This is a genomic window from Streptomyces sp. SID13726, assembly GCF_010548375.1.
In the GTDB taxonomy this organism is placed as follows: Bacteria; Actinomycetota; Actinomycetes; order Streptomycetales; family Streptomycetaceae; genus Streptomyces.
Genome location: NZ_JAAGLY010000536.1, coordinates 1 through 425, shown reverse-complemented (window position 1 = coordinate 425; position 425 = coordinate 1). Strand labels below are relative to the sequence as shown.

Below are 425 nucleotides of genomic sequence, written 5' to 3'. Positions count from 1 at the left end.
CTGACGCCGTCGAGGTCGACGGCGTCGGCCGGCACCCTGCTGTCGAGCAGCACGGGTACGGGCACGGCGGACAGTGCCGCGAGGTTGGCGCTGGGCGCCACCTGGACTGTGCGGCGATGGGCCGCTTGGTCCCCGGCGATCAGTAGAACGTGTCCTCGCTGCTCCGCCCCGTTGATCTGCATGTCTGCACGGTACTCACAAGGCGAAAGCCCCGGCGGACAGTTCCGCCGGGGCTCGATGCTGGGGGCCTCTCACATGTCGAAGTCGTCGTCGAAGCTCGGGATCTCCGGGGCCGGGGGTTCGGGGGCCGGCGGTTCCGGCGCCGCGACCTCGTGCGCGGCCGGTTCGGGGGGAGCCAGCTCGAAGTCCGGGGCGGTCCTCCAGTCGTTGGCGGCGAGGGTGTCGGCGCTGATCCCGTCCTCGGC

At 72.0% G+C, this 425-nt stretch carries 1 pseudogene; it reads right to left on the bottom strand.

The features are described from left to right. Positions 1-182: pseudogene (locus tag G3I78_RS48990) on the bottom strand (hypothetical protein); the annotation flags it as partial. Between the last annotated feature and the right edge of the window lie 243 nt (positions 183-425).